Consider the following 21,541-nt stretch of genomic DNA (forward strand, 5'->3'; position numbering starts at 1 on the left):
TCGCGGAACGAACGAGAGCCGACCTGGTGTTCCCGCCGCCGGCTCAGCCCCTTAAGGTCGCCCACACGGCATTGCCGCCGGTGAGCCTCGACCGGTCGACTCCCCAGGTCTCGGCCAGCTGATCCACGAGGAACAGTCCGCGACCGCCCTCGTCGTCAGGGCCCGACTCGCACGGGGGCAGACCGTGGCGCAGGTGATTGCGGTCGTGCACTTCGACACGCAGACATCTGTCCGTGACGAGGCCCATGCCGCACAGGATGCGCGCGCTGAGGGTGTGCCGGACGGCATTGGTGGCCAGCTCGGACAGCAGCAGGAGGGCGTCCGCGCAGAGCTCGCCCGGCAGCTGCCATGCGTTCAGTCGCGCGCTCATCGAGCGCCGGGCCACTCCGACGCTGGAACGCTGCGCGGGGAGTTCGAGCCAATGGGTCCGGTCCGGGCTGAAGGCGTCCAAGGACAGCGGGGTGGAGGTCGTGTGGGGGGACACGGTTTCGCCTTCCGTGGGGGGCGGTCGCCGCGGGGAGCGGAGGAAGGTCAGCGAAAGGCCTGCGCGGGAGGGGTGTGCTGTTCTGACGGGCCCGGCGCCGTGGGTATCGGCGCATACCAACTCTCATGAGGGGCATGAGAGATCGGCGATGAAGCGGCTCGCGTGTGGCGGGACGGTTCACACAAGTAACTATGCTCGCACCCTAGTTCAAGCTGCAACCGACTCCCTGATAATTTCAGCAAGCCGGTATCGCTCTGGCTGAATCAGCAAGTCACTGTCAGAGTCACACTGATGACGGTCCATCAGGAGGTAGGGCGTGAGCGAAGGTCGATCGGGCGCAGGCAACGCCGGCGCACCCACCGTTCTCCGCATGATCCTCGGCCGACGGCTGCAAGATCGTCGGCGGGAGGCGGGCGCGTCGCTGGACGACGCGGCGAAGGCCCTGCGCGTGACGTCCCTGACCATCCGCCGCCTGGAGAAGGCGGAGGTCGCCCTCAAGCCGCTCTACGTGGAGAAGCTGCTCGAGACCTACGGGGCCGACCGGCAGGAGATCGACGAGTTCGTCGCCCTCGCCGAGCGGGCCAACGAACCCGGCTGGTGGCATGCGTACCGCGATGTGCTGCCGAACTGGTTCAGCGCCTACGTGAGTCTGGAGACCGGCGCCAAGACCCTGCGCACCTACGAGCCCCACTACGTCACCGGGTTGCTCCAGACCGAGCGGTACGCACGCGGAGTGCTGAGCGGAGGGTTCCCCAACGACGGCGACGAGGATCTTCAGCGCCGTGTGGACCTGCGGTTACGTCGACAGGGCCTGCTGGAGAGACCTGACGCCCCCACGCTGTGGGTGGTGATGGAGGAGGCCGTACTGCACCGGGTGGTCGGCAGCTCCGAGATCATGCGGGAGCAGATCGAGCGGCTCCTGGAGGTCTCCCGGCTGGAGCACGTCAGCGTCGACGTCGTGCCCTTCACCGCCGGCGCCCATGTCGGGGTGTGCGCGCCGTACACCTACTTCCGCTTCGAGGAACCGGAACTGCCCGACATCGTCTACACGGAGATCCTGTCCGGTGCCATGTATCTGGACCAGCGCTCCGATGTCGTGGCCCATCTCGAGGCGCACAACCGCATGTCCCTGCTGACCTCGGACACGGACAGCAGGGCACTCCTGAACCGCATGCGCAAGGAGTATTCATGACCACCATCGACGGTCAGGTCTACAACGGAATGCCCGCGTCGGACCTCGGCGAGCACGGCTGGGAGTCTCCTTGGAGCGGCCCCAACGGCGGCCAGTGCGTACAGACGAAGCAGCTCTCCGACGGCCGCGTCGCCCTGCGGCAGTCGACCGATCCCGCCGGCCCCGCGCTGATCTACACCCCGGCCGAGATGGCCGCGTTCGTCGCCGGAGTCAAACGCGGTCTCGCCGACCACCTGGCAATCGGCTGACCCCTCTCATCTGCGGGAAGGACCGAGCCGCCCCCCGGCCACGACCTGCCCGACGCCCCCCACGCACCTCACCGAAAGGGACAGGATGACCAACCCCCACGCCGCGCGGGACATCGACACCAGCAGGCCCCACTCCGCCCGGATGTACGACTACTACCTCGGCGGCAAGGACCACTTCGAGGTCGACAAGCAGGCCGCCGAGACCGTGGCGGCGGCCTACCCCGGCATCTTCGTGTGCGCCCGCGAAAACCGTGCGTTCATGCACCGCGCCACCCGCGTCCTCGCGCAGGAGCACGGCATCCGCCAGTGGCTGGACATCGGCACCGGTATCCCCACCGAGCCGAACCTGCACCAGGTGGCCCAGTCGGCGGTCCCCGAGGCCCGCGTCGTCTACGCCGACAACGACCCCCTCGTCCTGAAGTACGCCGAGCGCCTGATGCGCAGCACGCCCCAGGGCCTCACCACGTACATCGAGGCCGACGTCAACGACCCGGACGCGCTGCTGAGCGCCCCCGAGCTGGCGGAGGTCCTCGACCTGGACCGGCCCGTGGCCCTGTCGCTCAACGCCCTGATGCACTTCGTCACGGACGCCCAGGACCCGCACGGCATCCTGGGCCGTCTGCTGGCCGCTCTCCCCTCGGGCAGCGCGCTGGCCCTGAGCCACTGCACCCCCGACTTCGACCCGGCCACCTGGCAGAAGGTCACCGACATCTACACGAACGCCGGTACGCCGGTGCAGTTCCGCTCCCAGAAGGACGTCGCCCGCTTCTTCGACGGACTCGAACTGCTCGACCCCGGCGTCACCGTCGGCCACCGCTGGCGCCCGGACGACGCGCCCACCGCCTCGGACGCCGAGGTCAGCCTGTGGACGGGGGTGGGCATCAAGCCGTAGCCGTCGCCCAGCCCCGCCGTGTCGGGGATTCTGTAGCCGATGCCGATCGTGTGTGTCGTTGTCGTCATGGCCGTCGCGAACCTGCTCAACAACTGGCTCGCGCGGAACCCCGTCATGTACGTGATCACCTGTGTGACCGCCACGGCGGCGCTGCTGATGATCGCCCGCTGGGACGGCCTCACCCCGGAGGAGCTGGGACTGGACGCGGCGGGGATGCGCCGGGGGCTGCGGTGGGCTCCCGTCCTGGCCGGAGTCGTTCTCCTCGTCCTGCTCCTCCTCGTGGCCGTGCCGTCGAGCCGCGAGGCGTTCCGGGACTCCCGGGCGGCCGATCTGTCGCTGGGACGGCTGCTGTGGGGAGTGCTGGTGCGGGTGCCGTTCGGCACGGTGCTGCTGGAGGAGACCGCGTTCCGTGGCGTGCTGTGGGCCATGATCCGGCGTCGGCACGGAACGGCATGGGCCACGGCCGTGTCGTCGCTGCTGTTCGGGCTCTGGCACCTGCTGCCCTCCCATGGTCTCAACCGTTCGAACGCCGCCGTCGCCTCCGTCTTCGGAGACGGCCCGGCGGCGGTTGCCTCGACCGTCGCCGTGGCCATCGCCGCCACGGCCGCCGCCGGCGTCGTCCTGTGCGAGGTGCGCCGCCGTTCGGGCAGCCTGCTGGCGCCCGCGGCGCTGCACTGGTCGGTCAATGCCTTCAGCTACGCGCTGGCCTGGGCGGCACCACGGTGGTGGCTCGACAGCTGACAGCCCCGCTCCTCGGCGGCTGCCGAAGGCGGGGCTGGTCGGTCGGCGTCGATCTCCGGGTCACCGGCTCCGGGGCGCAAGCCGGCGCGCAAGCAGGGGAATGATGACGGCGGCGGCCACTACGTGCGACACGGACAGGACGATCTGTGTGGAGGTGGCCGTGTGCGGGGCGACGGCGGGTCCGGCGAGGGACAGCGCGGTGAGCGCGACCGTGATCGCCGTGAAGGTGCGGGCGGGCCGGCCGGCCCACCGGGCGAGGGCCACGGCCAGGACGACCCCGGCGACCGACCAGAAGATCACTCCGCCGGCGAAGCCGCCCACCGGGATTTCCGCGGCCTCCTTTGCACCCGGACTCGCCGCTGCCATCGGCACTCCGGCCGCCCGGCAGACGAGCGAGAACGCCTCGGTCACGACGGCGCCCGCGAGGACCGCGAGGACACCGACCAGCCATACGGGGCGGCTGTCGAGGAAGCGGGTGGTACGGCGGGGCGTGGACGCGGACTGGGCGAGGGTCTGGGTCTGGGACACGGTCACGCTCATGGTTGGGTCTCCTGTTCGGCTTCGGGGCTCGGTGTGCCTTTCGTGGAGTAAGACCGAGCCCCGTCGCAGAACTGAGCGGTCACCGGGGAAAGTTCTTCGAATTCTTCGAAGTGCGCACGTAGTCGAAGCGTGCGATGCCGCCGGCAGTGTTCTGGGAGACCAGGCCGATCCTGAGGGGCTGCTCGTCGCGCAGGGTCCACACGCCGGTCCAGGTCCAGTGCTCCCCGTCCGTGCTCGTGGCGGCCCGCACCCTCCAGGTAGGCGAGGTAGTCGGGGTGGTCGACGGGGTTGTGCCGGCCGGGCAGGTCGGGGCCGTCGAAGCCGTACGAGGCGGCGTTCCGGTGGGTGCCGACGTGCCACTTGCCGATCAGGCCCAGCTGGGGGTCCCGGTCGGCCAGGGCGGATGGGAAGGTGAAGGCGTCCTCGCGCAGATCCTCCAAGTAGCCCACGTTGCGTTCGTAGTTGGCGAGCATCCGGTGGCGGAACGGCGCCTGGCCGGTGAGCAGGCTGGCGCGGGCCGGGGCGCAGATCGCGGTGGGCGTGTAGAAGCGGTCGAAACGGGTGCGCGGGAAAGCAAACGGCAGCCCCGGCCGACCGGTGACCTGGTCGGGGGGCTGCCGGGGAAGGTGACTACTTCGCCTGTGCACCGCCGAGCCACTTGAGCCCGTCGATCAGGAAGCGGTTCTGCGTGGGGCTCGCGAACGTGGAGGACAGCCGGGTGTTGGTCTCGTAGTTCATGGCGTTGTGGCCGAAGTTCGCGTACAGCATCTTGTACTGGGAGTTGGTCCAGAGGATCGGGTAGTAGCCGCTGTACCAGGACTGGTTCGGGTCCGTGCCCAGGGGGAAGCTCGCCGGGTCGACGGATGCCAGGATCTTGATGTTCGGGTTGGTCCGCAGGTCGTTGGACCAGCTGTACCACTCGCTGACGGCCGAGGTGAAGGTCGCGGGCAGCCCGGTGGTGGCGGGGTGGGTGCGGTCCTCGGTGCGCAGGATCGCCGTGGTCGGCCCCCAGGTGTTGGACCTGAAGTTCCCGCTGCCGAGGAACTGGTTGTAGTACCAAGGCCAGCCGCCGGCGTTCGTGGTGAACGCCGAGACATGGAAGCCCATCCAGCCGCCTCCGGCCCGCATGTACCGCTCGAAGCCGGTCCGTTGGGCCGCGGACTGCGGGGCGTCGTCCAGGAACAGGACGACCTGGTAGTCGTTCACACCGCCGTTCGCGAGCAGGTTCCAGTCGGTGGTCGCCGTGTAGCTGAAGTTGTTCTCCGCGGCCGTCCGCGGGAACCACTCGTTGGCCTCCTTGACGAAGTCGATGTGGGCGGCGTCCCAGGTGCCGTTGTAGAAGGCGACGACCTTGAAGTCGGGGGCCTGGGGCCCGGCGTGGGCCGGGGCGGTGAACCCCAGCACCAGCGCCAGCAGAAGCACCAGTCGTGCCGCGAGCCGCCTCACGGGTAGCTCACCAGGTTGGCCACGTTGGTGGAGGAGTTGGACGGGCCGCCTCGGTCGTTGATGACGTGCCGGATCGTCCCGGTGCCGCCGAGCGACACGGTCACCATGTTCTGGAAGCGCACGTTCGGGTTGTCGGGAACCTCGAAGGCATGCTCGGCGGTGACGCTGGAGTTGACGTTGAAGAAGCAGTAGCTGCCGAGGCCGTAGGCCTGATGGCTGGTGACCGAATCAGCGACCTTGTAGGCGGCGTAGCCCTGCGTGGAGCCGTTCATCCAGGCCTCCTGGTTGGGTGGGTCGTACGGCATCTCGTTCTGGTAGAAGTACGTCCGGCCGCCGTTGCCGTTCCAGATCGTCTGGTGCTTCTGGTAGTGCTCGACGAACAGGCCGTACATCGTCACGTCGTCGCCGTTGACGATCAGTCCGGTGTCGGCCGTATTGCTGTTCCAGCCGATACCGGAGCCGTGGTCACCGCGCCAGATCCACATGTGATCGCCGATGACGTCGTCGCTGTTCACGACGAGGCTGGTGGTCGCCTTGCCGACGGCGGCCCCGCCGACGCGGAAGTACACGTCGTGCAGGGAGGTCGGGTTGGCCGAGTGGTCGGTGGAGGCACCGGACTCGCCCAGCTCCACGAGCGTCTTCGAGTTGGTGGTCCCGGCGTCGAAGAGGACGCCCGCGAGCTTCACGCCGTCGACGTCGGCGACCGTCATGGCGGTGACGCCGTTGTCGGGGATGAACGTGGCGAGGCCCAGTCCGAGGACGACCGTGTCGGGGCGGGTCACCTTCAGGGTCTGGTCCAGGTGATAGACGCCCGGAGTGACCAGCAGGTTCTTGCCTTCGGCCAGAGCCGCGTTGATCTGTCCGGCGGTCGCGCCCGGCTTGACGACGTAGAACTGGTCGAGGCCGAGCGAAGTGCCCGCGGCGTCACCGTTCGCCCACGTGGTGGCCGAGGAGTTGGCGCGCAGGGACGGTACGAACACCTGGTAGGTGCCCGCGTCGTCGACGTACAGGAAGGGCTTCTCCCGCACCGTGGGGGTCTCGTCCACGGTGGTGTAGGGCGGGTTGGGGAAGCTGTTGCCGGGCACGCCCTGGCTGCCGACGAAGACCATGTTCCAGTTGGAGCCGGTCCAGCTGCCGAGCTGGGAGTTGCGGGTCAGCCACTGCTGCTGGCTGCCCGAGTCGACCTGCCCGTCGATCTTGGTGTCGGCCATGAAGCCGCCGCTGGACCAACCGCCGTCGCTCAGCTCCAGGTTGCCGCGGACATGCATACGCCGGTAGCCGGAGGCCTGCGACACCGCCCAACGGTCCGTTCCGCCCGTGGGGTTGACCGACAGGTTCTCGGCGCCGCGCCAGAAGTTCTGGGTGGCGTTCTGCGGCGGGAACCAGTCGGCCTCCACGTGCACGGCGCCGTTGATGGTGACCGAGTCGGGCGACGCGCCGAGGCCCAGGACCTGGGTGTAGAAGCCGACGTTGACGTCGGCGTCGTACGTGCCGGGCTTGAACATCACGGCGTAGCGCTCGGAGCCGAACTGGTTGGTCTCCTGCTGCTGGAAGATCTCGTCCAGCCGGCTCTGGATCGTCGAGGACGACATGGACGGGTCGAAGACGACCACGTTGGGGCCGAGGTCGACATCCTCTGCCTTGGTGTTCGCGTTCGTGACCTGGGAACCCTGTGCGGCGCTCTCCTGGGCGGCCCCGGCGGGCTGGAGGGTGAGGACCAGGGTGGTGGCGGCCGCGGCCGCGAGGGCCGCTGCCCACGGGGCGCGGGACCTGATGAAACGGTGGCGGCCGCTGAAGGGTCGCCTGGGAAGTCGGAGCACGTCTTCTCCTGTGCCGCCGAAGCGGCGGGTGTGGGGGGGGTGGGTCGGGAAGGGGGGATCAGCCGTCGTATCCGGCGAAGACCTTCGTGAACTCCCAGGGCTGCTGGGAGATGCCCGAGCAGGAGTCGGCCGGGCCGCCGCTGCACGGACGGTCGCGGTTGACCGACCAGAACGTCAGCCGTGCCAGCTGGTGCTCCTGGGCGTAGCCGAGGATGGTGCGGAAGTCGTCGACGGTCACCGTCTCGTTGTTGTCGGTGATGCCGTTCATCGAGGAGATGCCGGAGTGCCGGTACGCCTCGTCGTCCGTGTAGCCGTAGGCGCTCTTGACCGTGTTCTTCAGCCCCTCGGCGGCCTGGACGGTGAGGTCGCCCATGTTCTGGCCGGAGCCGCCGAAGTTGAACGGCATGATCGTCCAGCTGTCGACGCTGAGCCCGGACGCGGCCGCCTTGTCGATCAGGCTGCTGTCGGGGCCGTTCTGGCCGGAGCCGAAGGTGACGTACACCTTGATCCCGGGGTTGGCGGCCTTGATGGCCTTCAGGGCGTCGACCGTGCGCTGCTGCACAGTCGGGCTGTCGTAGGCCTCGGCCTCGATGTCGATGTCGATCGCCTTGAGCCCGTAGGCGTCGATGACCTTCTGGTACGCGGCGGCGAGTTCGTCCGCGCTGCCGCAGGAGCTCTCCAGCTTGTTGCCGCTCCAGCCGCCGAAGGACGGGATGACATCGCCGCCGGCTCCACGGACGGTGTCGATGGTCTGCTGGTCGACTCCCCCGGTCAGCGGACGGCTGCCGTCCCACTGCGGGTTGCAGGTGCCGTTGCTGAGGACGAAGGCCAGCGTGAACCACTTGACGCCCGTCTCGTTCATCACGGTCGTGGGGTCGGGCGGGCTGCCCCAGCCGTTGTAGAGGTACGGCGCGACGGCCATGGACGCGGTGGGCGCCGGCTCTTCCGCGTCGGCGAGTGTCGCGCCCGCGCCGGTGAGCAGGACGGCGATGGCTGCTGTGTACAGAAGCCTTTTGGTCATCGGATTTCGGTCCGTTTCGCGTGGGGGGATGAAATTTGCAGGTGCATGACAGACCAGCGCACCCACTTAGTTCACCTCATGATCTAAGGAGTGAGGGAATGCCCTGTCAAGGGTCTGGTACGGACCAGCCCTGCCGACGTGCGACAGGGCCGGGGTGTCACGGTGGCCCCTGAACCCGCTTCCTCGGCACCGCTGCCACGCCGGACACGGCGGCCTCCAACAGGCGGCGGAAAGTGGGGCATTCCAGGTGGCTCGGGGCGGGGCAGTCGGCGGCATGCCGAAGGGAGTCACGCAGTACGCCCAGTTCACGGATCCGCCCGTCCAGCTCCTCCGCCTTGGCCGCGAGCATCTGCCGGTCGATGTGCGGCCGTCCGTCGGGCGTGAGCATGCGCGCGATCTCGTCGAGCGAGAAACCCGCGGTGCGCCCCAACGCGATCAGCGCCAGGCGCTCCAGCACTCCGGGATCGTACTGACGGCGCAGCCCTCGTCTGCCCGTCGAGACGATCAGCCCTTTTTCCTCGTAGAAGCGCAGCGTCGAGGCGCGAACCCCGGCGCGGTGTGCCACTTCGGCGATGTCCAGGTGTGTCATCCCCTTGACTTCAAGTCGGCTTGAAGTAGAACGCTGGCAGCCCGACCCGACGAAGGCAAGCACAGGAGATGATCATGGACGTCACGCGCAGGACCGACGACGGACAGGCGGCTCGTTGGAAGGGGGCCGCCGGCCACGCCTGGGTCGAGGCACAGGCGGTGTTGGACGAGGTGCTCAGGCCGTTCGAGGAACTGCTGGTCGAAGCGGTGTCCGACGAGCACGGAGGCCGAGTGCTCGATGTCGGCTGCGGCACCGGCGGCACCACGCTGGCCGTCGCACGACGGCTCGGTCCGACGAGTCACTGCGTCGGCGTCGACATCTCCGAACCAGTGATCACCGCCGCCCGGCAGCGCGTCGAGCAGGAGGGCACACCGGCGTCCTTCATCTGCGCCGACGCACAGGAGTACGCCTTCGAACCCGCCGCCTTCGACACCGTCATCTCGCGTTTCGGCGTCATGTTCTTCAACGACCCCGTCCGGGCCTTCGCCGGTTCATCGCCTGGCGCGGCCCCGCGGAGAATCCGTTCATGACGACGGCCGAGCGCGCCGCGGCACCGCTCCTGCCGAACCTCCCCGCCCGACGACCGGACGAGCCCGGCCAGTTCGCCCTCGCGGACTCGGAGAGAATCCACAGCATCCTGGCGGAGAGCGGATGGGCCGGGATCGACATCAGGCCGATGGACGTGACCTGCTCCCTGCCGAAGAGCGAACTGGTCGGCTACTTCACGCGACTCGGACCGGTCGGCATGACCCTGCGCGAGGCGGACGAGCAGACCCGGGCGCAGGTCGTCGAGACGGTCCGCGCGGCGTTCGACACCTTTGTGCAGGGCACGGAAGTCCGCTTCACCGGGGCCTGTTGGACGGTGAGCGCCCGAGCGTCGTCCGGGTGATCAGTGGATCGCGAACTGGACTCGGGTCGCCTGCACGGCGTCCGGCCGGAGCGCGATGCCAGTGACGGTGAGCTGTTCTCCGAAGATGTCGGTGACCCTGATCGCGCCGCCACATCCGCTGCCGTCCTCGGAGATGAAGTAGTTGTATTCCGTTCGCGGCAACTGACGCCAGCCGCCGCTGGTGCGGACCTCCAGCCGGGCCACCGGATTGCGGTGGCCCATCGCCTGGATGCCGCACCAATACCGGCTGGATCCGGTCTTGTACCGGATGGAGAGCGTGCCCGCGCTGCTCGGGCTCACCAGCTGCCACGCGATCGGGATGCGCCCGGCCGAGGGCGCGGCGAGCTTGGCGAAAGCCTCCGCGCTGAGGTCGATCTGACCGGGCGCGCACTCCCCTGGGCACTCGTTGGTGATACGGACGGTGATGGCGGCTCCGTTGTCCGCACGGACGAGCACATACGCCCCGCATGCCTTGGCCGACTCGTAGTCGGTGTGGTTCATCGCCCCGGTCAGCACGTCACTGCTCGGGTCGTAGAGACAGGCGCCGCTGCCGTCCGAGTCGTAGAAGGTGGCGACTCCTCGGTAGGTGGCGCCGGGTCGTATGCGGTCGGCCAACGGCGCTGTGCCGGACGCCGATCGGGACGTCTGCGTGGCCGACGGCTTCGCAGAGGCGGCGGCCTTCGGCGGGGCTTCTTCGGCCGACGGCTTCGCGGAGGTGTCCGTCGGACGGGGAGTCGCGGGCGGGGAGGCCGTCGCAGGCGGGCGGTTCGCGCGGGAGCCGGCGACGGGTGTGGCCGGGGCGGGTCCCGCGTCCGCGTCGCGGTCCGGGAGGAGTACGACGATCAGGGAGGCGACGATGACCGCCGCGGCCGCCGATATGAACAGCCACCGTCTGCGCACCGGACCTCCTCGACGGCCGCCATGGGCTGCCGTGGCGGACAGAAGCAGCGATCGTGCCAGACCCGGAAGCACGCCCACAACCCCGATCTCGGGGTGCGGTCGGGGCCGGCCGGCTCCGAAACTTTTCGTGTATCCGGCAACCCTTTTCCGGGCGCGGGCGACAGGCGCATAGTGAGGGCGCCGTTCTATGCGCCCGATGAAGGAACAAGATGACACGGAAGAACGCCCTGGTCGTCCGAGGCGGTTGGGAGGGACACCGGCCGGTCCAGGCCACGGAGTTGTTCCTGCCCTTCCTCCACAGCAGCGGATACACCGTCCGGATCGAGGAGTCGACCGACGTCTATGCCGACGCCGCCGAGATGGCCGGCACCGATCTCATCCTTCAGTGCATCTCGATGTCGGAGATCACCGCCGAGCAGCTGGCGGGACTGAGCGCGGCGGTCGAGGCCGGCACCGGCTTCACCGGCTGGCACGGCGGGATCTGCGACTCGTTCCGTGCCTCCTCCGACTATCTCCACCTGGTGGGAGGGCAGTTCGCGACCCACCCGGGCAAGGAGCCGTGCGAACGTCAGGGGGAGGCGGAGGACAACTTCCTGCCGTACACCGTCGACATCACGGAGCTCGGCCGACAGCACCCCATCACGGCGGGCGTCGGGGACTTCGAGCTCCGCACCGAGCAGTACTGGGTCCTGCACGACGACCTCATCGACGTACTGGCCACCACCACCCATCCCGACCGGACGTGGCAGCCCTGGCACCGGCCGGTCACCTCGCCGGCGGTCTGGACCCGTCGGTGGGGCGCCGGACGCGTCGTGGTGACGACACCGGGACACAGCCTCGACGTCCTGGAGAACCCCAGCGTGCGCACCATCATCGAGAGGGGCATGCTGTGGGCGACGCGCACCGCATCGGCGTCGTAGGTCTCGGAGTCATCTCCCGCGCGTACCTGGACACCCTCGGCGGCCATCCCGCCATACGGATCACCGCGGTCGCCGACCTCGACGCCTCCCGGTCGGCCGCGGTCGCCGCCGAACTGTCCGGCGCGCAGGCGCTGACCGTCGAGGAGTTGCTGAGCAGCCCCGACGTGGACACCGTACTGAACCTCACCGTCCCCGCGGCCCACGCCGGGATCGCCCTCGGCGCCATCGCCCACGGGAAGAACGTCTACGGCGAGAAGCCGCTGGCCGCCGAACTCGTCGACGCCCACGCCGTCATGGAAGCCGCCGCCCGGGCGGCCGTCGGTGTGGGGTGCGCGCCGGACACCGTCCTGGGCACCGGAGTCCAGACGGCGCGGGCGGCGGTGGAGGCAGGGAGCATCGGACGCCCCTTGTTCGCCACGGCCGTGATGGTCACCCCGGGACACGAACGCTGGCATCCCCACCCCGACTTCTACTACACCGCCGGCGGCGGCCCCCTGCTGGACATGGGCCCGTACTACCTCGCGTCCCTGATCCATCTGCTGGGCCCGGTGCGCGCCGTGATCGGGGCCGCCGGTCGGCTGCGCACCGAGCGCGTCATCGGCTCCGGCCCGCGTGCGGGCGAGCGGATACCGGTCGAGGTCGACAGCCATGTCTCCGGTGTGCTGGAGCACGCGGGAGGGACCCTGACGACGATCACGACGAGCTTCGACGGTGTGGCCACCACGGCAGCGCCGATCGAGGTCCACGGCGAGACGGGGACCCTCTCCGTGCCGGATCCGAACCGCTTCGACGGCGCCGTACGGCTCTTCGAACTCGGCGGCACGCGGTGGCGTACGCTCCCGCCCTCCGCCGGCTACGTCGACGCCGCACGGGGCATCGGTCTGCTCGACTTCATCGCCGCCGACGGCCGGCGGGCAGCTCGCGCGAACGGTGACCTCGCCCTGCATGTGCTGGAGACGATGGACGCCCTGCTCCGCTCGTCGGCCGAGGGGCGGCGCATCGAACTGACGACGTCGGCGGAGCCACCCGTACCCGTTCCGCTGACGCCTGCCGAGGAGTGGAGAGGAACCGTCGCGGGCTGACGCCGACGGGGGTCAGTCCACGGGCCACGTGTGCGCAGGGGCGTTGAGGTGCATGTAGTCCTTGTACGTCGTCGTCATCAGCCGCAGCGCCTCCCACCGGTCCGAGGTGACGGTCTTCTCCAGGTGGTGGACCGTCTCCGCCTGCCACAGGGCGCCGTTGCGGGCGGTGACGCAGCGCTGCTCGATGATGCCGAGCATGGGTTCGCGCCAGGTCGCGTCCATGCCGGCCAGCTCCAGACCCCGATGGGCCAGCGGCAGCAGGCGCCGCAACACCAGCTCGGTGACCGGCACTTCGCCCATGCCGGGCCAGTACAGGCGCGCGTCGATGCCGTCGCGGGCCGCGGTGTGGAGGTTCTCCTCGGCGACCGAGAACGACATCCGCGACCAGATCGGCCGGTCCTCGTCGACGAGGGCACGGGTCAGGCCGTAGTAGAAGGCGCCGTTGGCGATGATGTCGGCCACGGTGGGACCGGCGGGCAGTACGCGGTTCTCGATGCGCAGATGCGGCCCGCTGTCGGTGACGGCGTAGACGGGTCGGTTCCAGCGGTAGATCGTGCCGTTGTGCAGTGTCAGTTCCCCCAGTTGCGGAACGCTGTCGTGGTCCAGCGCCTCCTGCGGGTCCTCGTCGTCGCACAGCGGCAGCAGCGCCGGGTAGTAGCGGACGTTCTCCTCGAAGAGATCGAAGACGCTGGTGATCCACCGCTCTCCGAACCACACCCGAGGCCGTACCCCCTGTGACTTGATCTCCTGCGGACGGGTGTCGGTGGCCTGCTCGAACAGGGGGATGCGGGACTCGCGCCACAACTCCCGGCCGAAGAGGAAGGGCGAGTTCGCCGCCAGGGCGATCTGCACGCCCGCCACGGCCTGGGCCGCGTTCCAGTAGTCCGCGAACTCCTTCGGGGCGACCTGGAGATGGAACTGGGTGCTGGTGCAGGCCGCCTCGGGGGTGATGACGTCGGCGTACATCGACAGACGCTCCACGCCGTCCACCCTGATCCGCAGATCCTCGCCGCGCGCCGCGAAGATCTGCTCGTTGAGCAGCCGGTACCGCGGATCACCGGACAGAGCGGTCTCACCCACGTCCGACTCGCCCAGGGTCGGCAGAATCCCGACCATGATCAGATGCGCGCCCACGGCCGAGGCGCGTTCCTCGGCGTGGTTGAGTGCGTCGCGGATCGCCTGTTCCCAGGCGCCGGGGCCGCCGGCCGTCAGCTGCCGGGGCGGAACGTTGATCTCCAGGTTGAAGCGGCCCAGCTCGCTCGACCAGGCGGGGTCGGCGATCGCCTGAAGGACCTCGGTGTTGCGCATCGCCGGCCGCCCGGCGTCGTCCACGAGGTTGAGCTCGATCTCCAGACCGACCTGGGGTCGCTCGCTCTCGAAGGCGGACTCGCGCAGCATCTGGGCCAGCACATCGAGGCAGGTGTGCATCTTCTCCCGGTACAGGCGGCGGTCCTCCCGCGTGAACACCAGGGCCGGCACGTCACGTCCCATCGCGCCCTCCCGAGTTCCCTCGGCGGATACCTCTCGTCCCCAGCGTCGCACCTCGGACGGCACCCGAACAGTCGGCGCGCAGCCGCGGCTCGGTGCGCAGGCGGCGCACCGGCCCGCTGCTCACCCAGGGTGCTCGTGGACTCAGCACAGGGTGAAGCAGGAGGCCGACCTCGGCTGCCTGTGCGCGGCAGGGATCAATCATCCTCCGGCGAGAAATGCCGCGGCCCGGCCGCGCCCCCTGGTGGGGTTCTGGCGCGTCCGGGCCGCCGTGCTCGACTACTTGTCGTGCTTGTCCTCGTGCTGACCGTCCCACGTGGCAACAGCGTTGGCCGTCGAGACAGCCACCGCGGTGACGTCCGGAGCGTCCTTGTCGTGGTCGCCCGCGAAGCTGACGCCGACACCGAGGGCGGACAGCCCCGCGACCACTGCCGCAACGACCACAGCACGCTGAATCTTGCGCATAGTTGACCCTTTCTCAGGCGGGCACAAAGCCCTGGCTTGGCAATTTGGTGTGATCATATGCACACAAAACGTGGCGATTTCGGATCTTTGGCACGTACGTGTGCCGTGTCGGATCACAAGGGCCGACCGAAGGCAGCGACGCCACGGCTGCGGCGTCGGAGTGCTTTCACGACAAGATCATGAAGTCCGGCGTGCCATACCGGACCTTCTGTAGTATTTGGTACTAATCTCCGCGTCACGGTACGAAGTCGATCTCTCACGGATCGCACCCACCTCACTCACCGGAGATGACATGCACAAGCTTCGCAAGGCTGCCGTCCTGGTCGCCGCTGTCAGCAGCGTCGGACTGCTCGGCGCCGGCACCGCCGTCGCCAACGGCGGCGACGGTCACGGCGGCAAGGGCGGCGGCAACTTCAACGTCCTGCAGAGCTCCGAATGCAAGTCGCACGACCTGAACGTCGACGTCCTCGGCCAGGTCGGGGTGCTCAACGGCGTGCTGGGCCAGGGCCTCAACGGCGAGGGCAACTCGGGCGGCCAGGGCACGCACCTGGGTGCGGGCATGGGCTGCAGCAACAGCGCCTTCTAAGCACGTCACGTTCGCGTAGGCGGCCAAGAGCAGAAACAAGAGCAGAAAACAGATCCCGGCACCGGGCCCCAGGCCCGGCGCCGGGATCTCCGTCGTTGGGTCAGTCCTTGTAGTCGGGGGCGATGCGCTCGACGAGTCGGAGCAGTGCCGACCAGGCGAGGTCGTATGCCTTGTCGTCCTGGAGGTCCGAGCTGTCGTCCTCGCCCGCGAGTTGGCGCCCGGTGAGCGCGCAGACGTCGGGGCTCGGGGTGACAAGTTCGGCGCCCCCGGCGGTGGCCGCGGTCTGGATCTCGCAGGCCTTGTCCAGGTAGTACATGCGCAGGAACGCCTGGGCGGGGGTCTCACCGACGGTGAGCAGGCCGTGGTTGCGCAGGATCATCGCGGGGTGACCACCGAGGTCGGCGACGAGCCGCCGCTGTTCGGCGAGGTTGAGGGCGACGCCTTCGTAGTCGTGGTAGCCGAGCCTGCCGTAGAACTCCATGGAGATCTGGTTGAGCGGCAGCAGGCCGTGTCCCTGGGCCGCGACGGCGCAGCCGGCCTTGGTGTGGGTGTGCAGGATGCAGTGGGCGTCGGACCGGGCGGCGTGGATGGCGCCATGGATGACGAAGCCCGCGGGGTTGACCGGATGGGGGCTCTCCTCGACGGCTCGGCCGGTCAGGTCGATCTTGACGAGGTTCGACGCGGTGATCTCTTCGAAGAGCAGGCCGTAGGGGTTGATCAGGAAGTGCTGCTCCGGGCCGCGGAGCCGGACGGAGATGTGGGTGAAGATCAGGTCGGTCATCCTGAAGTGGGCCACCAGGCGGTAGACCGCGGCGAGTTCGCGGCGCAGTCGCAGTTCCTCGCCGGCCGCGGTCGAGGCGGCGGTGCGGTCGGGGCGCTGGGACGGCTCGGTCATCGGTGGCTCTCCTTCGAGGTGCGGAATGAGTGTGTGCCCCGGGCTGTGCGCCCGGGGCGGATTCGGTGCTGCGGGACCGGACCGGTCAGGCCACGCTGAACTCCGGTGCGACGGCGGCCGGTTCGCCCGCCAGGCGGCGGCGCCAGGCGTCCACGACGGCCTCCTCGGTCGGCTTGGTCAGGAGGCTGACGGCCACGTAGGCGACGAGGCCGGCGAGCAGGCCGTAGTAGATCGGCTCGTTGGCGAGGAGTCCGTCGGTCACCATGAAGGCGATGACCGTGGTGCCGCCCGCGATCATCGAGGCCATGGCGCCGGGCAGGTTGCCGCGCTTCCAGACGAGGCCGCCGAGGATGGGCACGAGCAGGCCGCCGACGAGCAGGTTGTAGGCGACGGTGAGCGCTTCGATGACGTCGCCCAGGACACAGGCGATGCCCATGGCGGCCACGCCGAGGACGACGATGGCGAGCCGGTTGGAGCGGATCTCGTCGCCCTCGCCCGAGCCGGTGACGGCGGGGTGGGTACGGCCGCGCAGCCGGGCCCGGATGTCGTTGTTGGCGACGGTCGCGGAGGCGATCAGGGCGCCGCTCGCGGTGGACATCATCGCGGAGAGGGCGGCGGCCAGGACCAGTCCTCGGACGCCGGTGGGCAGTGCGTGCCGGACGATCGTGGCGAACGCCTGGTCGGCGGCGGCGAGGTTGGGGTAGAGGGCCTTGGTGGCCATGCCGATGAAGGCTCCGGCCAGGGCGTAGACCAGGCAGTAGACACCGGCGACGGTGCCGCCCCAGGCGGCGACCTTGTCGGAGCGGGCGGTGAAGACCCGCTGCCAGATGTCCTGCCCGATGAGCATGCCGAAGGTGTAGATCAGGACGAAGGTGAAGATGGTCTGGCCGCCGATGGAGGTCGGGGAGAGATAGCCGTTCGGCAGCTTGTCGGCCATGGCAGCGAAGCCACCGGCCTTGACCACGGCGATGGGCAGCAGCAGGACGAGCACACCGAGGCTCTTGACCACGAACTGCACCATGTCGGTGAGGGTGATGGACCACATCCCGCCGAGCGCCGAGTAGCCGACGACGACCGTGCCGCCGATGAGCACCGCGACCCAGCTGGGCACGTCGAACAGGACGTCGAAGACGCTGGCGTAGGCGATCGTGGAGGTCACGACCAGCATGAGCGTGTAGATCCACATCACGATGCCGGAGATCACGGCGGCGGTGTCGCCGTAGCGCAGGGAGAGCATCTCGGCGACGGTGTAGACCTTCAGGCGGGCGATGCGGGCGGAGAAGAAGACGCTCAGGGCCAGCAGTCCGAGTCCGATGGCGAAGACCATGGCGGCGCCGGAGATGCCGTAGGTGTAGCCCAGGCGTACGCCGCCGATGGTGGAGGCTCCGCCGAGGACGACGGCGGCCATCGTGCCGGTGTACATGAGCGGGCCCAGTCGCCGGCCGGCGACGAGGAAGTCGCTCTTGGATGCGGCACGTTTCTTGCCCCACCAGCCGACGCCGATGATGCCCAGCAGGTATGCGGCCATGACGAAGTAGTCGACGGTCATCAGAGTCCTCCGGGAGCGGAAAGATGCGGAGAGGTCGGCGACCGGGTGCGGGCCGGGCCGGGGCGCCCTGGGAGTGGGGGTGCCCTGGGAGTGGGACGACGCTATCGGCGTTCGCGCCGGCGCCGAAGTGGCGGTTCTGTCCAATATGGAGTCGCCCATTGGATGATTCCGTCAGTCGTGTGCGAAGGCGCCGGACCGGGAGGATGTCACCTCATGACCGAGTCCGAGCAACCGTCCGTGCCCCTGAGCGTGCTGCTCGCCGACCCTGCCCTGGACCTGCGCCAGGTCGCAGGACCTGTGGGGAACCAGCAGGTCAGTACGGTCGGCACCACGGAGATCGAGGACCCGTCGCCGTACCTGGTGGGCGGCGAACTGCTCCTCACCGCGGGCGTGCGGCTGCCGCTCGACGCGGCGGGCATCGACACGTATGTACGGCGGGTCGTCGCCGCCGGGGTGAGCGCGCTCGGGTTCGGCGTCGCCCCTGTGCACGACGAGGTTCCGCCCGAGCTCGTCGCCGCCTGTGACCGCCACGGGCTCCCGCTCCTACGACTGCCGCCGGCCACCCCCTTCGTGGCCGTAGGGCAGGCCGCCTACGCCGCGATCGCCGAGGCCCGCAACCGTGAGCTCCGCGAGATCTCCCGAGCACAGTCGGCGCTGGCCGCGGCCGCCGCCCGGCCGGACGCCCACCAAGCCGTGCTCGACCGGCTCAGCGCGCACACCGGCGCCTGGGCGGTCCTCTACGACGCCCAGGGCAACGAACTGTTCAGCGCCGGCCCCCGACCCGACTCCCCCACACCGGGACGGGTACGCGACCTCGCCGTACGCACCGCCGCCCGCGTCCGCACCGGCCCCGCGGGACGATCCGCACCGGCCGCGGCAGCCGATCACCAGGGCGGAACCCACCTGACCGTCCACACCCTGCCCGGAGCGGACGGCACCACCACGACGCTCGCCCTCGGCCAGGCCGCCACCACAGCGCCGACCCTCGTCCACCGCCAGATCACCGGCACGGCGACCGTCCTGCTGGCCCTGCTCACCAGCCCCCGGCACGCCCTGGGCACCGACACCCACAGCGCCGGCGCGCTGGTACGGCTCATGCTCGGAGCCACCCCGGCCGACGTCGCCCCCGCCCTCGCGCCCGGCGGTACGACGAAAGCGGGCGACCACTGGATCGTGGTCCACGGCCGCCGACACACCCCCCTGCGCTCCACGCCGGCACCGCATCCGGGCGACGACCCGGCCCAACTGGCCGCCCTGGGCACTGCCTTGGGCACCCCCCACCTCTACGTCGACGGCTCCGAACTCACGGCACTGGTCCCCAGTGCACCGGACGCCCGCCCCTCGGCTCCCGCGCAAGCCGCAGACCTCGGCTGGGTCCTCGGTTTCAGCACACCCGTGCCGCCCTCCGAGCTGCCGCACGCCGATCGTCAGGCCGAACGCGCCCTCCAACGCGCGATCACCGGCCAAGTCCCCGCCGCCGTGCACACCAAGGACCCGCTCACCGTTCACGGGCTCATCCCCCCTGCCGACGCCCGCGACCTGGCCCGCACCCGCTTCGCCCCACTCGACCGTGCCGGCACGCCCGGCGCCCCGGTCCTCCTCGACACCCTGCGAACCTGGCTGACCCTCCACGGCAGTTGGGACCGCACCGCCACGACCCTGCACATCCACCGCAACACCGTGCGCCACCGCCTGGCCCGCGTCGCAGAACTCCTCGACGTCGACCTCCAGGACCCCGGCGTACGCATGGAACTCTGGTTCGCCTTGCAGTGGCTGCCGGGCGGGGTCGAGGACTGAGGGCGCGGTCGGGGTGGGATGGCGTGACGCGGGGGCCCGCTTCCGGGTGGCGGCGTGTCTGCGCGTGGGGCGGCGGCGGAGTTTCTCTGGGCTGACCACACAGCCACCGCGGCACGACACTCCTGGGCCAGGATGAGCCGGTGACAAGATGGTTCCGCAGCTACTGGGACGAAGACCACACCTGGTTCTACTTCGAGGTCGGCGACGACGGATGGGTGACCCGGCAGGTCGAACTCGAAGGGCCTGCGCTACGCCCCGTCGCAGCCGCCTCGGCCGAGGAAAACGACACTCGGTACGGCTTCACTGCCGAGACGCCCGTCGCCGACTGGGAAGGCCACGTCGAGGAGTCCCTGACCCTCCAGGACTTCGAAGACGTATGGGCCGTAGCCCGGCGATACCTCGCGGCGCGCGAAACCTGACATGCCGGCTTGCGCCTCCAGGCCCGCAGAGCGGCTGCTCACCTTCACATCGCGAATGGCCAGCGGCTTCCCCTGCGAACCAGATGGACGGGCGGGATGCGTGCGCGATGCGCGAGCGGACTGAGGAGCACCCGCCGTCACGAGCAGGATCGAGCGACATGCCGGGAACACCATGCCTGGATGCCTGAGTCGCCCCCGTACAGGATGCCCGGCTGTTGCCCTGGGGTCGCCCAACTCACGGCAGCCGAGGACTTCATGGACGACTGAGATCCGAGGCCGAGACAACAGCCTTGCCCCATCCGGGCACCCCGCCTAGCCTGACTTTGTGCCGCAAATAAACAAAGCCCGAACGCACAACGCCGTGCCGGGTTGCGACCTCACCCGGCTCCGCGTCGCCCTGACCGTGTTCTTCGCCCTCGACGGCTTCATCTTCGCCGGGTGGGTCGTCCGCATTCCCGCGATCAAGGAGCAGACCGGCGCCTCCGCCAGCGCCCTCGGCCTGGCGCTGCTGGGTGTCTCGGCCGGCGCCGTCGTGACGATGATGCTCACCGGCCGCCTGTGTCGACGTTTCGGGAGCCACCCGGTCACCGTGATCTGCGGCATCCTGCTCTCCCTCAGCGTCGCCCTGCCGCCGCTCACGCACTCCGCCCTGGCCCTCGGCGCCGTACTCCTGGTCTTCGGCGCCGCATACGGCGGGATAAATGTGGCCTTCAACAGTGCCGCAGTCGACTTGGTGCGGACCCTGCAACGCCCCATCATGCCCAGCTTCCACGCCGCTTTCAGTCTCGGCGGCATGACCGGCGCCGGCCTCGGCGCACTGGTCGCAGGAGCGCTGTCCCCCACGCAGCACCTGCTCGGCCTCACGGCGATCGGCCTGCTCGTCACGCTCCTCATGGGCCGTACGCTGCTACGTATCCAGCCCCCGCCGACACCTGAGAGCACGCCGAAGGACGAGTCCGCGCCGCCCCGCCCGGGTACGCGCACCCGTCCCCTCGTGATCACCTTCGGGCTCATCGCCCTGTGCACGGCCTACGGCGAGGGAGCCATGGCCGACTGGAGCGCCCTGCACCTCGAACAGGACCTGGATGCCGCAGCGGGCGTCGCGGCCATCGGCTATTCCTGCTTCGCGCTCGCCATGACCATCGGGCGGCTCACCGGCACACAGTTGCTCCAACGCCTCGGCCAGACCCGCACGTTGGTGTACGGCGGCACGACCGCCGCGGTCGGCATGCTGCTCGGCGCGCTCGCTCCCTCCCTGTGGGCCGCGCTCCTCGGCTTCGTGATCACCGGCCTCGGCCTCGCCAACCTCTTCCCCGTGGCCATCGAACGCGCCGGCACCCTGGCCGGCCCCGACGGAGTCGCGATCGCGTCCACGCTCGGCTACGGCGGCATGCTCCTCGGCCCGCCCGCCATCGGGTTCATGGCGGACTGGTTCTCCCTGCCCGGCGCCCTCACCAGCGTGGCGGCCCTTGCCGCCACGGCAGCCGTCATCGGCTTCAGCACACGACGTGCGACAGAGCGCTGATCCCCCACCTCCGGTTCGGAAAGAACTCACCCGCACTACGCCGCCGCGGTCGG

At 69.6% G+C, this 21,541-nt stretch carries 22 protein-coding genes and 2 pseudogenes; 12 read left to right on the forward strand and 12 right to left on the reverse strand.

Going from position 1 to position 21,541, the window contains the following annotated elements:
* Positions 1-43: 43 nt before the first annotated feature.
* Positions 44-484: an ATP-binding protein gene (locus ACIHFB_RS04065; protein ID WP_365269678.1), complete on the reverse strand. Its 441-nt coding sequence runs from the start codon at positions 482-484 to the stop codon at positions 44-46.
* A 316-nt stretch (positions 485-800) separates the two neighbouring features.
* On the opposite strand from ACIHFB_RS04065, the gene ACIHFB_RS04070 reads away from it, so the two are divergent.
* The 4 genes from ACIHFB_RS04070 (at position 801) to ACIHFB_RS04085 (ending at position 3,557) form a co-directional block, all read left to right on the forward strand.
* On the forward strand, positions 801-1,676 hold the full coding sequence (locus ACIHFB_RS04070; protein WP_365269681.1) for a helix-turn-helix transcriptional regulator: 876 nt from the start codon (positions 801-803) through the stop codon (positions 1,674-1,676).
* Entirely contained in the window at positions 1,673-1,924 is a 252-nt protein-coding gene (locus tag ACIHFB_RS04075) for a DUF397 domain-containing protein (protein WP_365269684.1), read from the forward strand. The genes ACIHFB_RS04070 and ACIHFB_RS04075 overlap by 4 nt, the downstream gene beginning before the upstream one ends.
* Before the next feature lie 85 nt (positions 1,925-2,009).
* Complete coding sequence (locus tag ACIHFB_RS04080) at positions 2,010-2,816, forward strand: SAM-dependent methyltransferase (RefSeq protein ID WP_365269687.1); 807 nt, start codon at positions 2,010-2,012, stop codon at positions 2,814-2,816.
* 66 nt (positions 2,817-2,882) lie between these two features.
* On the forward strand, positions 2,883-3,557 hold the full coding sequence (locus ACIHFB_RS04085) for a lysostaphin resistance A-like protein (protein ID WP_400125105.1): 675 nt from the start codon (positions 2,883-2,885) through the stop codon (positions 3,555-3,557).
* A 60-nt stretch (positions 3,558-3,617) separates the two neighbouring features.
* On the opposite strand, the gene ACIHFB_RS04090 is transcribed toward ACIHFB_RS04085, so the two are convergent.
* The 6 genes and pseudogenes from ACIHFB_RS04090 to ACIHFB_RS04115 form a co-directional block, all read right to left on the reverse strand.
* A complete protein-coding gene (locus tag ACIHFB_RS04090) occupies positions 3,618-4,097 on the reverse strand; it encodes a DUF6069 family protein (RefSeq protein ID WP_400125106.1) in 480 nt (159 codons plus the stop codon).
* A gap of 98 nt (positions 4,098-4,195) precedes the next feature.
* Positions 4,196-4,660, reverse strand: a pseudogene (locus tag ACIHFB_RS04095) (sulfatase-like hydrolase/transferase); the annotation flags it as partial.
* 79 nt (positions 4,661-4,739) lie between these two features.
* Positions 4,740-5,543: pseudogene (locus tag ACIHFB_RS04100) on the reverse strand (ThuA domain-containing protein); the annotation flags it as partial.
* On the reverse strand, positions 5,540-7,363 hold the full coding sequence (locus tag ACIHFB_RS04105) for a coagulation factor 5/8 type domain-containing protein (protein WP_365269696.1): 1,824 nt from the start codon (positions 7,361-7,363) through the stop codon (positions 5,540-5,542). The pseudogene ACIHFB_RS04100 and the gene ACIHFB_RS04105, both read right to left, overlap by 4 nt.
* A gap of 58 nt (positions 7,364-7,421) precedes the next feature.
* Positions 7,422-8,384: a chitinase gene (locus tag ACIHFB_RS04110; protein WP_400125107.1), complete on the reverse strand. Its 963-nt coding sequence runs from the start codon at positions 8,382-8,384 to the stop codon at positions 7,422-7,424.
* Between the two features lie 157 nt (positions 8,385-8,541).
* The gene (locus ACIHFB_RS04115; RefSeq protein WP_365269699.1) at positions 8,542-8,973 is read right to left on the reverse strand and encodes a helix-turn-helix domain-containing protein; all 432 of its coding nucleotides are present in this window, start codon (positions 8,971-8,973) and stop codon (positions 8,542-8,544) included.
* 74 nt (positions 8,974-9,047) lie between these two features.
* Here ACIHFB_RS04115 and ACIHFB_RS04120 point away from each other — a divergent pair, with 74 nt between their 5' ends.
* Positions 9,048-9,503, forward strand: a complete 456-nt coding sequence (locus ACIHFB_RS04120; RefSeq protein WP_400125108.1) for a class I SAM-dependent methyltransferase — start codon at positions 9,048-9,050, stop codon at positions 9,501-9,503.
* The gene (locus ACIHFB_RS04125) at positions 9,500-9,862 is read left to right on the forward strand and encodes a hypothetical protein (protein ID WP_400125109.1); all 363 of its coding nucleotides are present in this window, start codon (positions 9,500-9,502) and stop codon (positions 9,860-9,862) included. Before ACIHFB_RS04120 ends, ACIHFB_RS04125 begins: the two co-directional genes overlap by 4 nt.
* Here ACIHFB_RS04125 and ACIHFB_RS04130 read toward each other — a convergent pair whose 3' ends face one another.
* Positions 9,863-10,762, reverse strand: coding sequence for an expansin EXLX1 family cellulose-binding protein (locus ACIHFB_RS04130; RefSeq protein WP_400125110.1), 900 nt, complete (start codon positions 10,760-10,762; stop codon positions 9,863-9,865).
* A gap of 209 nt (positions 10,763-10,971) precedes the next feature.
* On the opposite strand from ACIHFB_RS04130, the gene ACIHFB_RS04135 reads away from it, so the two are divergent.
* Positions 10,972-11,682, forward strand: a complete 711-nt coding sequence (locus ACIHFB_RS04135; protein ID WP_400125111.1) for a ThuA domain-containing protein — start codon at positions 10,972-10,974, stop codon at positions 11,680-11,682.
* The gene (locus tag ACIHFB_RS04140; RefSeq protein WP_400125112.1) at positions 11,652-12,764 is read left to right on the forward strand and encodes a Gfo/Idh/MocA family protein; all 1,113 of its coding nucleotides are present in this window, start codon (positions 11,652-11,654) and stop codon (positions 12,762-12,764) included. Before ACIHFB_RS04135 ends, ACIHFB_RS04140 begins: the two co-directional genes overlap by 31 nt.
* Positions 12,765-12,776: 12 nt before the next feature.
* Here the strand turns inward: ACIHFB_RS04140 and ACIHFB_RS04145 are convergent, their stop codons facing one another.
* Together ACIHFB_RS04145 and ACIHFB_RS04150 are read right to left on the reverse strand one after the other, a co-directional pair.
* Positions 12,777-14,255 (reverse strand): glutamate--cysteine ligase, encoded by a 1,479-nt coding sequence (locus ACIHFB_RS04145; RefSeq protein WP_400125113.1) that lies wholly within the window; start codon positions 14,253-14,255, stop codon positions 12,777-12,779.
* A 276-nt stretch (positions 14,256-14,531) separates the two neighbouring features.
* Entirely contained in the window at positions 14,532-14,717 is a 186-nt protein-coding gene (locus tag ACIHFB_RS04150) for a hypothetical protein (RefSeq protein WP_365269717.1), read from the reverse strand.
* A 292-nt stretch (positions 14,718-15,009) separates the two neighbouring features.
* Between ACIHFB_RS04150 and ACIHFB_RS04155 the strand changes: the two genes are divergently transcribed.
* Positions 15,010-15,303: a hypothetical protein gene (locus ACIHFB_RS04155; protein ID WP_365269720.1), complete on the forward strand. Its 294-nt coding sequence runs from the start codon at positions 15,010-15,012 to the stop codon at positions 15,301-15,303.
* Between the two features lie 100 nt (positions 15,304-15,403).
* On the opposite strand, the gene ACIHFB_RS04160 is transcribed toward ACIHFB_RS04155, so the two are convergent.
* Both ACIHFB_RS04160 and ACIHFB_RS04165 read right to left on the reverse strand, forming a co-directional pair.
* Positions 15,404-16,198, reverse strand: coding sequence for a class II aldolase/adducin family protein (locus ACIHFB_RS04160; RefSeq protein ID WP_400125114.1), 795 nt, complete (start codon positions 16,196-16,198; stop codon positions 15,404-15,406).
* An 85-nt stretch (positions 16,199-16,283) separates the two neighbouring features.
* The gene (locus ACIHFB_RS04165; RefSeq protein ID WP_365269726.1) at positions 16,284-17,747 is read right to left on the reverse strand and encodes a sodium:solute symporter; all 1,464 of its coding nucleotides are present in this window, start codon (positions 17,745-17,747) and stop codon (positions 16,284-16,286) included.
* A gap of 213 nt (positions 17,748-17,960) precedes the next feature.
* Here ACIHFB_RS04165 and ACIHFB_RS04170 point away from each other — a divergent pair, with 213 nt between their 5' ends.
* The 3 genes from ACIHFB_RS04170 (at position 17,961) to ACIHFB_RS04180 (ending at position 21,488) form a co-directional block, all read left to right on the forward strand.
* Positions 17,961-19,544, forward strand: a complete 1,584-nt coding sequence (locus tag ACIHFB_RS04170) for a PucR family transcriptional regulator (protein WP_400125115.1) — start codon at positions 17,961-17,963, stop codon at positions 19,542-19,544.
* Positions 19,545-19,684: 140 nt separating this feature from the next.
* On the forward strand, positions 19,685-19,963 hold the full coding sequence (locus ACIHFB_RS04175) for a hypothetical protein (RefSeq protein WP_365269732.1): 279 nt from the start codon (positions 19,685-19,687) through the stop codon (positions 19,961-19,963).
* 361 nt (positions 19,964-20,324) lie between these two features.
* The gene (locus ACIHFB_RS04180) at positions 20,325-21,488 is read left to right on the forward strand and encodes an MFS transporter (protein WP_400125116.1); all 1,164 of its coding nucleotides are present in this window, start codon (positions 20,325-20,327) and stop codon (positions 21,486-21,488) included.
* The last annotated feature ends 53 nt before the right edge of the window (positions 21,489-21,541 follow it).

This window comes from Streptomyces sp. NPDC051963, from assembly GCF_044593495.1.
Taxonomy (GTDB): domain Bacteria; phylum Actinomycetota; class Actinomycetes; order Streptomycetales; family Streptomycetaceae; genus Streptomyces.

Coding starts and splice junctions, on each gene's coding strand:
- ACIHFB_RS04075 (WP_365269684.1), top strand. CDS start 1,673: ATGACCACCATCGACGGTCAGGTCTACAACGGAATGCCCGCGTCGGAC.
- ACIHFB_RS04080 (WP_365269687.1), top strand. CDS start 2,010: ATGACCAACCCCCACGCCGCGCGGGACATCGACACCAGCAGGCCCCAC.
- ACIHFB_RS04085 (WP_400125105.1), top strand. CDS start 2,883: ATGGCCGTCGCGAACCTGCTCAACAACTGGCTCGCGCGGAACCCCGTC.
- ACIHFB_RS04090 (WP_400125106.1), bottom strand. CDS start 4,097: ATGAGCGTGACCGTGTCCCAGACCCAGACCCTCGCCCAGTCCGCGTCC.
- ACIHFB_RS04110 (WP_400125107.1), bottom strand. CDS start 8,384: ATGACCAAAAGGCTTCTGTACACAGCAGCCATCGCCGTCCTGCTCACC.
- ACIHFB_RS04115 (WP_365269699.1), bottom strand. CDS start 8,973: ATGACACACCTGGACATCGCCGAAGTGGCACACCGCGCCGGGGTTCGC.
- ACIHFB_RS04120 (WP_400125108.1), top strand. CDS start 9,048: ATGGACGTCACGCGCAGGACCGACGACGGACAGGCGGCTCGTTGGAAG.
- ACIHFB_RS04125 (WP_400125109.1), top strand. CDS start 9,500: ATGACGACGGCCGAGCGCGCCGCGGCACCGCTCCTGCCGAACCTCCCC.
- ACIHFB_RS04135 (WP_400125111.1), top strand. CDS start 10,972: ATGACACGGAAGAACGCCCTGGTCGTCCGAGGCGGTTGGGAGGGACAC.
- ACIHFB_RS04145 (WP_400125113.1), bottom strand. CDS start 14,255: ATGGGACGTGACGTGCCGGCCCTGGTGTTCACGCGGGAGGACCGCCGC.
- ACIHFB_RS04150 (WP_365269717.1), bottom strand. CDS start 14,717: ATGCGCAAGATTCAGCGTGCTGTGGTCGTTGCGGCAGTGGTCGCGGGG.
- ACIHFB_RS04155 (WP_365269720.1), top strand. CDS start 15,010: ATGCACAAGCTTCGCAAGGCTGCCGTCCTGGTCGCCGCTGTCAGCAGC.
- ACIHFB_RS04160 (WP_400125114.1), bottom strand. CDS start 16,198: ATGACCGAGCCGTCCCAGCGCCCCGACCGCACCGCCGCCTCGACCGCG.
- ACIHFB_RS04165 (WP_365269726.1), bottom strand. CDS start 17,747: ATGACCGTCGACTACTTCGTCATGGCCGCATACCTGCTGGGCATCATC.
- ACIHFB_RS04170 (WP_400125115.1), top strand. CDS start 17,961: ATGACCGAGTCCGAGCAACCGTCCGTGCCCCTGAGCGTGCTGCTCGCC.